Origin of the sequence: Corynebacterium sp. UMB0012, assembly GCF_030216265.1 — a bacterium.
Taxonomy (GTDB): Bacteria; Actinomycetota; Actinomycetes; order Mycobacteriales; family Mycobacteriaceae; genus Corynebacterium.
This window is the reverse complement of sequence record NZ_JASOKQ010000027.1, coordinates 21,423-28,477: the sequence shown is the minus strand read 5'-3', so window position 1 is coordinate 28,477 and position 7,055 is coordinate 21,423. Positions and strand designations below refer to the sequence as shown.

The following is a 7,055-nucleotide window of genomic DNA, read 5'->3' as shown; positions in this document are numbered from 1 at the left end:
ACCTTATATCCGCCCGATTTACCCAGCCTGAGCAGCAAGATCGCTGTAACTCAGACACACTTTTTGCTACTTAACCCAAAAATCCCGGCTCCGTGCGGTGAAGCAGGAGCCGGGATTTCCTTTGGCGGAGGATGTGGGATTTGAACCCACGAGGGGCGTGAACCCCGCACGCGTTCCAGGCGTGTGACATAGGCCGCTAGTCGAATCCTCCGAGAAGAAACATTAGCAGCCGTGGCAATTATTTTACCAATCGCCAGGTCAGGGCCTATTTCTGGCGATCTAATGCCGTTTGTGTCGGATGGTCCTTGGGTTGCGCGCCGGTGGGCGGTGGTAGCCCGTGCGGCCGGAGGCCCATTTGGCTAAACCGGCGCGCGGGCGTTAAAGTATGGGACAGGATTCCGCGTGGCGTCCATCCTCTGAACTCCCCCAGGGCAGGAATGCAGCAAGGGTCAGGAGGCTCTGGCGGGTGCGCGGGGTCCCCTTTTTGTATGGCGTGCGTTACTATTGGGGGCTAAAAGTCGCCCTATACATGGAAGGTAGACATACGCATGTCGCTTCTTACTTTGGAATCGTCCGAACTCGCGGAGCTCGCCGCCCAGGTCCGTAAGGACTACGAGGATCTTAAGGCTAAGGGCCTGAAATTGGACCTGACCCGCGGAAAGCCGGCGAAGGCGCAGCTAGACCTCTCCAATGATCTCCTTGCTCTGCCCGGCCTAGGCCATTACACTGACGCGGCCGGAAACGACCTGCGTAACTACGGCAACCAAAAGGGCATCAAAGAACTGCGCGATATCTGGGGCAAGCTGACCAACATGGACCCAGAGCTGCTGGTTGCCGCAGACTCGTCCTCGCTGAACATCATGTTCGACCTGATTTCTTGGGCGTTTCTCTTCGGCACCAATGATTCCGCACAGCCGTGGAGCAAGGAAGAAAAGCTCAAGTGGATTTGCCCGGTGCCGGGCTACGACCGTCACTTTGCCATCACGGAGCAATTCGGCTTCGAGCTGGTCACGGTGCCAATGGAGGAGGACGGGCCGGATGTAGAGGCCGTCGAAAAGCTGGTGGCGGATCCGGCAGTCAAGGGCATGTGGGTAGTGCCGATGTTCGCTAACCCCACCGGCGCCGTGATTTCTGAAGACAAGGCCCGCCGCCTCGCCCGCATGGAGGCCGGCGCGCCGGACTTCCGCATCGTGTGGGATAACGCCTACGCCGTGCACACCCTGACCGAGGACTTCCCGGAAATCCTGCCGATTCTGGATATCGCTGCGGAAGAAGGCAACCCGAACCGCTTCTGGGCCATGTCTTCGACCTCGAAGATCACCTTCGCGGGCGCGGGCGTGGGCTTCTTCGGCACCTCGGAGGACAACCTCGAGTGGTACCTGGAGCACGCCGGCATCCGCGGCATCGGCCCCAATAAGATTAACCAGCTGGCACACCACGAGTTCTTCGGCTCTGCCGAGGGCGTGCGCGCCGTGATGCGCCGCCACGCAGCGCTGATTAAGCCCAAGTTCGATGCCGTGCTGCGCATCCTGGACAAGCGCCTCGGCGAGTACGAGGTGGCGCAGTGGACCAACCCGAAGGGCGGCTACTTCATCTCCCTCGACGTCGTCGACGGCACCGCCAACCGCGTCTGGGAGCTGGCGCGCGATGCCGGCATCCTGCTCACCCAGGCCGGATCCGCCTACCCTTATGGCCAGGACGACAATGACCGCAATATCCGCCTCGCCCCAACCCTGCCGCCACAGGAGGAGGTCGAGGCCGCGATGGACGGCGTTGCCACCTGCGTCCTGCTCGCCGCCGTGGAGAAGCTGGGGGCCTAAAATCAACGCCGACGAGTCTGCCCTGTGGCTGAGCGAGATTATCCCGGCGCCGCTGGAGTTCCGCTACGTTGAGGGGCGCCGGCTAGCCCTTGCCTCGCTTGCCGACGCCCAATCGCTCGCCCTCACCACCACCTTCAGCACCACCGATACCGGCCTGCAAAGCCAGGACGACGGCACCGATGTGCGCTGCGAGCTGCTCACGGTGGCACGCACCGGGCAGCCCGAGGTGGCCGCCGCCATCAACGCCGCGGCCGACACCTTCGAAAAGGCCGGCGGCCTGCTGCCGGCGCAGCCGGGCGTGATGCTGCCGTCCATCCTCGATGTCCCAGATATCACCGTGCACCACGGCCTGTTCATCGCCCCGTACCTGTGGGGCGGGCAGACCCCGCAGTTTCGCGAGGAGGGCCGCCTGACCCTCATCTTGCAGCTGCTCATGCTGACGGATTCGGAATATGCGTTTGGGGTAGAAGAGGGCGTCGGCAAGCTGCAGGGAGCGGTGGCCGAGCAGGGCATTGACCTGCTGGACTGGTCGCGCGAGGGTTAGCCGGTAAACTGGCTAACCGTGGCTTTATACCGGAAATATCGTCCAGCAACGTTCGCGGAGGTCGTGGGCCAAGAGCAGGTCACCACGCCGCTATCCGCCGCCCTTGATGCAGGGCGCATCAACCACGCCTACCTCTTTTCCGGCCCGCGCGGCTGCGGCAAGACCTCCTCGGCGCGGATTATGGCCCGCTCGCTCAATTGCGAGCACGGGCCGACCTCGACGCCGTGTGGCAAGTGCGATTCCTGCGTCTCCCTCGCCCCCGGCGGCCCTGGCAACCTGGACGTGACGGAGCTCGACGCTGCCTCGCACAACGGCGTGGAGGACATGCGCGAGCTGCGCGACCGCGCCTACTACGCGCCGGCCGAATCGCGCTACCGCATCTTCATTATTGACGAGGCGCATATGATTTCGCCTTCCGGTGCGAACGCACTGCTCAAGGTGGTGGAAGAGCCGCCCGAGCACGTCATTTTCATTTTCGCAACCACGGAGCCGGAGAAAATCATCGGCACCATTCGCTCGCGTACCCACCACTATCCCTTCCGCCTGTTGACCCCGCCGGCCATGAAGGGCTTGCTGCAGCGCACCGTTGCGGCCGAAGGCGTGCAGGTCGAGGACGCCGTGTACCCCATGGTCATTGAGGCGGGCGGCGGTTCCCCGCGCGATACTTTGTCTCTGCTGGACCAGCTGCTGGCCGGCGCTGGGCCCGATGGCCTGACCTATGACCTTGCCCGGCCGCTTTTGGGTGTCACCGATGTCTCGCTGCTTGACGACGCCATCGAAACCCTCGCCAACCAAGACAAACCCGGCCTCTTCGCGATGGTCGACCACGTCATCGAGGCCGGCCACGACCCGCGCCGCTTCGCCGTCGATTTGCTCGACCGTTTGCGCGATTTGATGATTCTGCAGGCCGTGCCCGGCGCCATCGAAGCCGGCCTCGTCTCCGCGCCCACCGACCGCGCTTCCGTGCTCACCGCCCAAGCGCAGCGTTTTTCCGGACCGCAGCTGACTTACCTGGCCTCCACGGTCAACGACCGCATCAGCGACCTCACCGGTGCGACTTCGCCGCGCCTGCTGCTAGAAATCATGTGCGCGCATCTGCTTATCGGGTCCACCGGTCCCGCTGCCGCCGCACCTGCAGCGGCTCCCGCTCCCGCCCCCGCTGCCAATGCTGCCGCGGCCTCGCCCGCGCCGGCTGGCCCTGCGACCCCGGGCGGTGCTCCCGCGGCCAACTCTGCCGTCGCCGGTGCTCAAGACCCCCAGTCCGCCGCTGCTGCTATCATCGCTCGCCGCCGCGCCAAGTCCCAGGAGCAGCAGGCTTCTACCCCTTCTTCTGCTCCAACCTCTGCACCGGCCGCTCAGCCGCAACCGCAGGTCCCGTCCCAACCGGAATCGCAACCGGATGCGCAGCCGAAGGCGCAACCCGAGCAGCCGGCAGCCGCCGAGGCGCACAGCACGCAGAAGCCTCAGAACCAAGAGCCGCAGCCGAAACCGCAGCAGCAAGAGGCTGGGGACCCGTGGCAGCGTGAGCGGAAAATCCCGCAGGCAGAGGTGCCCGAGCAGCAATCGGCGCAGTCGGCGCAGAGCGAGGCGCCGCACTCAGCGCCGACTCAGGAGAAGCATCGCGAGCCACTAGAGAAGCCCGTACCGTCCCGCGCGGAGGAATCTGCCCAGGAAACCAAGCCGGAGTCTGGGGCGGAGTCTGGCGCAGAGAAGGCGTCGGAAATGGCGCAGCCGCAGGCGGCGGAGGAGCCGGCGGGCGACTTCGCAGAGGCCGTGAGGGAGAAATGGGTGGCGTTGAGGGGGAGCGTCGGAAAGCGGAATAAGGTGGCTGAAATCATGCTGGCCGAAGCCCGCGTGCTTGGCTTCCGCGATGGCACCCTGACGCTGGGGCACACCACCGGCGCGCTGGCCGAGCGCATCAACGCACCCGCCAATAACGCCGTCATCGTGGAGGTGCTCAAGGAGGAGTTCCAGCGCGATGTGGCCGTGACCTGTGTGGTGGGCACCGACCCGAAGACCGCCGGTTTCGATGCCCCGCGGCCGCCACAGCGCAAGGAAGCGTGGACGCCGAATCAGCCGGCGCGCGAGCCTGCCGACGACCAGGAGGCGGAGAGTAGACCGGAAAGCGCGCCCGGGTGGCGCTCGCGCATCGCACGGGCGACGCAGGCTGCCAAGCAGCGCGATGAATCGCAGTTCAGCAACGGCGTGCCGCTGCCGCCCGAGCCTGAGCCGGACTTTGCCGCTCCGCCCGAGGAGCCGCCGGCCTACACCCGCGACGACGAAGAGCGCGACATGATGGAGGCCGCGCAGTCGACCGGCGAGATGGATCATCGCAGCGCTACCGAGGTAGCTATGGAGCTGCTGGAGCGCGAGCTGGGCGCCCGGCGTGCCTAACCCAGCGAGCACGGTACACTCGGGCGGTAGCGAAATTTACAGTTGAATTAGAAAGGAAACAACATGGCTGACCAAGACCCAATGCAGCAGGCAAATGACATGAACGACCTCATCGCGCAGGCCGCGCAGGTGCAGGCAGACCTGCAGAAGGCGCAGGAAGAAATCCTCGCCACCAACGTCGAGGGCCAGGCAGGAAACGGCCTGGTTAAGGTGACCATGACCGGCGGCGCCGAGCTCGTGGACCTGCAGATTGATAAGTCCGTCGTGGACCCGGAGGACGTCGACACCCTGCAGGACCTGGTCATGGGCGCGTTCAAGGAGGCCCACGCTGCGGCCGGCCGCCTGGCACAGGAAAAGATTGGCCCGCTGTCCCAGGGCATGGGCGGCCAGGGTGGCCCGTCTTTTGAGGATGTCTTCGGCGGCAACCAGTAGCCCGCACGATACGATAAAAGGCCGTTGCCCCGCGCTGGGGCCGCGGCCTTTTGCTGATTTTGGGAGTAATTGATGTTTGAAGGACCTCTGCAAGACCTCATCGACGAGTTTTCGCGCCTGCCGGGCATCGGCCCGAAGTCGGCGCAGCGCATCGCGTTTCACGTTTTGCACATGGAACCCGAGGACATCGAGCGGCTGCAGAACGCATTGGGCGCGGTGCGCGATGGCGTGACCTTTTGCCGCATCTGCTGCAATATTTCCCGCGAGGATGTCTGCCGCATCTGCATTAATTCGCAGCGCGACGCCTCGACCATATGCGTGGTGGAGGAGCCGAAGGATATCCAGGTCATCGAGCGCACCGGCGAGTATGAGGGCCGCTACCACGTCTTGGGTGGCGCGCTGGATCCGCTGGCGAATGTGGGCCCGCGCGATTTGAATATTTCCACGCTGCTGCAGCGCCTGGGCGGCGTGCTGCCGGATCGCGAGCTGGCGGATTCCACCCCTGAAGCCCCGCTTTACGACGCCACCCCCACCATCCACGAAGTCATTCTCGCCACCGACCCCAATACCGAGGGCGAGGCCACCGCCGCATACCTGGTGCGGTTGCTGCGTGACTTCCCTGATTTGAAGATCACCAGATTGGCCTCCGGCATGCCGCTCGGAGGCGATCTGGAGTTCGTGGACGAGCTCACCTTGTCCCGCGCGCTCTCTGGCCGCCTGACCATTTAACGCGGGGAATCCGCAAGCGCGGGCTAGGGGACGGCGGCCGTGGGCCCGGTTCGCGCGCGGCCGGTGAACACCGGCGGGCCGTGCGCTCTGCTGGCCGTCCCGTTATCTGCGCTGCTGTGTATACCGCTGTGGCCGCTATGCATGCTGCTATGCGGGCTGCTAGGCGTAGCGTTGTGCCGGCTGGCGGGCGGGAGCCAAGCGATTCGACCGTTGACGCGGGCCATGCGGCCGCGGCCCGGCAGGCCGTTGATGGAGTTGTGATACGGGCAGAGCAGCGTCATGTTTTCGGGGTGGGTGAGGCCGCCGCGGGAGTATTCGATGAGGTGGTGGGCTTGGCATTCGGAGGCGGGGCGTCGGCAAGCGGGCCAGGCGCAGCGGGCGCCTTCGGCCTCGAGCATGCGACGCTGCTTAGGGGAGGCCTGCCGGGTGCGGTAGAGATTGACGGGGCCGCGCTCGGGATGGATGAGCGTGAAAAGGCCGGCGCCGGCTAGGGTGCGGCGGACGAGTTCGGCGCCGGTGATGGTCGCGCCAGTGGTCATCGCGAGGCGGATGTCGTCGCCGTCGCCTGTCAGGATTTTCAGGTAATCCGGCAGCTCCATGATGACATTTGTGGTCACGGTCGCGGGCGCGGCGGCGCGGGAACCGGTGAGCCAGGCCAGCGGGTCGGACTTGGCGGCGGCCCAGATATCGGCCATCTGCGCGGCGGGGCCGGTGAAACTCAGAGTAGTTTTCTCGCCGTGCATGATACGGCGGCCGCCGTCCTCGCGCTCGGGCGGCGGGTTGATTTCGCGCAGCAGCCGAGTCGCCGCGCGCGAGACCTGCGCGGTGGTGCCGGCGGTGGCGCACAGCTTCTCGCGAAATTGCCAGCGTTTGGTGGGGTCAGAAATGCCGCGCGAGCGGCGGGCGATGAGCGCGAGGGTCTCCAGGCTGTGTTGGTTGCGGCGCGCGGCGGCTAGGGCGCGGGATTGGTAGCGCGAGTGGCTGGTGGGGGAGAGGAAGGCCGCGGCGGTGCGGCGCAGGGTGCGCGCTTGATCCGCGGGCAGGGGCAGGCTGGAGGCGGCATGGGCTTCTTCGAGAAGGTCCACGCCGCGCTTAGCGATGTCGCCCAGCTGCTCCAATAACGTCATGCCCCGCAG

General features: G+C 65.5%; 6 protein-coding genes, 1 tRNA gene and 1 other RNA gene. 6 read left to right on the top strand and 2 right to left on the bottom strand.

Features of this window, described 5'->3' with window-relative positions:
* Nucleotides 1–122 precede the first annotated feature (122 nt).
* Nucleotides 123–211, bottom strand: a tRNA-Ser gene (locus QP324_RS10650).
* 178 nt (nucleotides 212–389) lie between these two features.
* Here QP324_RS10650 and ffs point away from each other — a divergent pair.
* The 6 genes from ffs (at nucleotide 390) to recR (ending at nucleotide 5,919) form a co-directional block, all read left to right on the top strand.
* Nucleotides 390–488, top strand: an RNA gene (gene ffs, locus QP324_RS10645) — signal recognition particle sRNA small type.
* Between the two features lie 60 nt (nucleotides 489–548).
* Nucleotides 549–1,820, top strand: coding sequence for an aminotransferase class I/II-fold pyridoxal phosphate-dependent enzyme (locus QP324_RS10640; RefSeq protein ID WP_284816021.1), 1,272 nt, complete (start codon nucleotides 549–551; stop codon nucleotides 1,818–1,820).
* Nucleotides 1,774–2,364: a hypothetical protein gene (locus tag QP324_RS10635; protein WP_284816020.1), complete on the top strand. Its 591-nt coding sequence runs from the start codon at nucleotides 1,774–1,776 to the stop codon at nucleotides 2,362–2,364. Before QP324_RS10640 ends, QP324_RS10635 begins: the two co-directional genes overlap by 47 nt.
* 18 nt (nucleotides 2,365–2,382) lie before the next feature.
* On the top strand, nucleotides 2,383–4,758 hold the full coding sequence (locus tag QP324_RS10630) for a DNA polymerase III subunit gamma and tau (protein ID WP_284816019.1): 2,376 nt from the start codon (nucleotides 2,383–2,385) through the stop codon (nucleotides 4,756–4,758).
* Nucleotides 4,759–4,821: 63 nt separating this feature from the next.
* The gene (locus tag QP324_RS10625) at nucleotides 4,822–5,190 is read left to right on the top strand and encodes a YbaB/EbfC family nucleoid-associated protein (protein WP_005327377.1); all 369 of its coding nucleotides are present in this window, start codon (nucleotides 4,822–4,824) and stop codon (nucleotides 5,188–5,190) included.
* A 72-nt stretch (nucleotides 5,191–5,262) separates the two neighbouring features.
* The gene (gene recR, locus QP324_RS10620; protein WP_005323161.1) at nucleotides 5,263–5,919 is read left to right on the top strand and encodes a recombination mediator RecR; all 657 of its coding nucleotides are present in this window, start codon (nucleotides 5,263–5,265) and stop codon (nucleotides 5,917–5,919) included.
* A gap of 23 nt (nucleotides 5,920–5,942) precedes the next feature.
* Here the strand turns inward: recR and QP324_RS10615 are convergent, their stop codons facing one another.
* Nucleotides 5,943–7,046 carry an HNH endonuclease signature motif containing protein gene (locus QP324_RS10615; protein ID WP_284816018.1) on the bottom strand — a complete coding sequence of 368 codons (1,104 nt, stop codon included), beginning with the start codon at nucleotides 7,044–7,046 and terminating at the stop codon, nucleotides 5,943–5,945.
* Nucleotides 7,047–7,055: the final 9 nt, after the last annotated feature.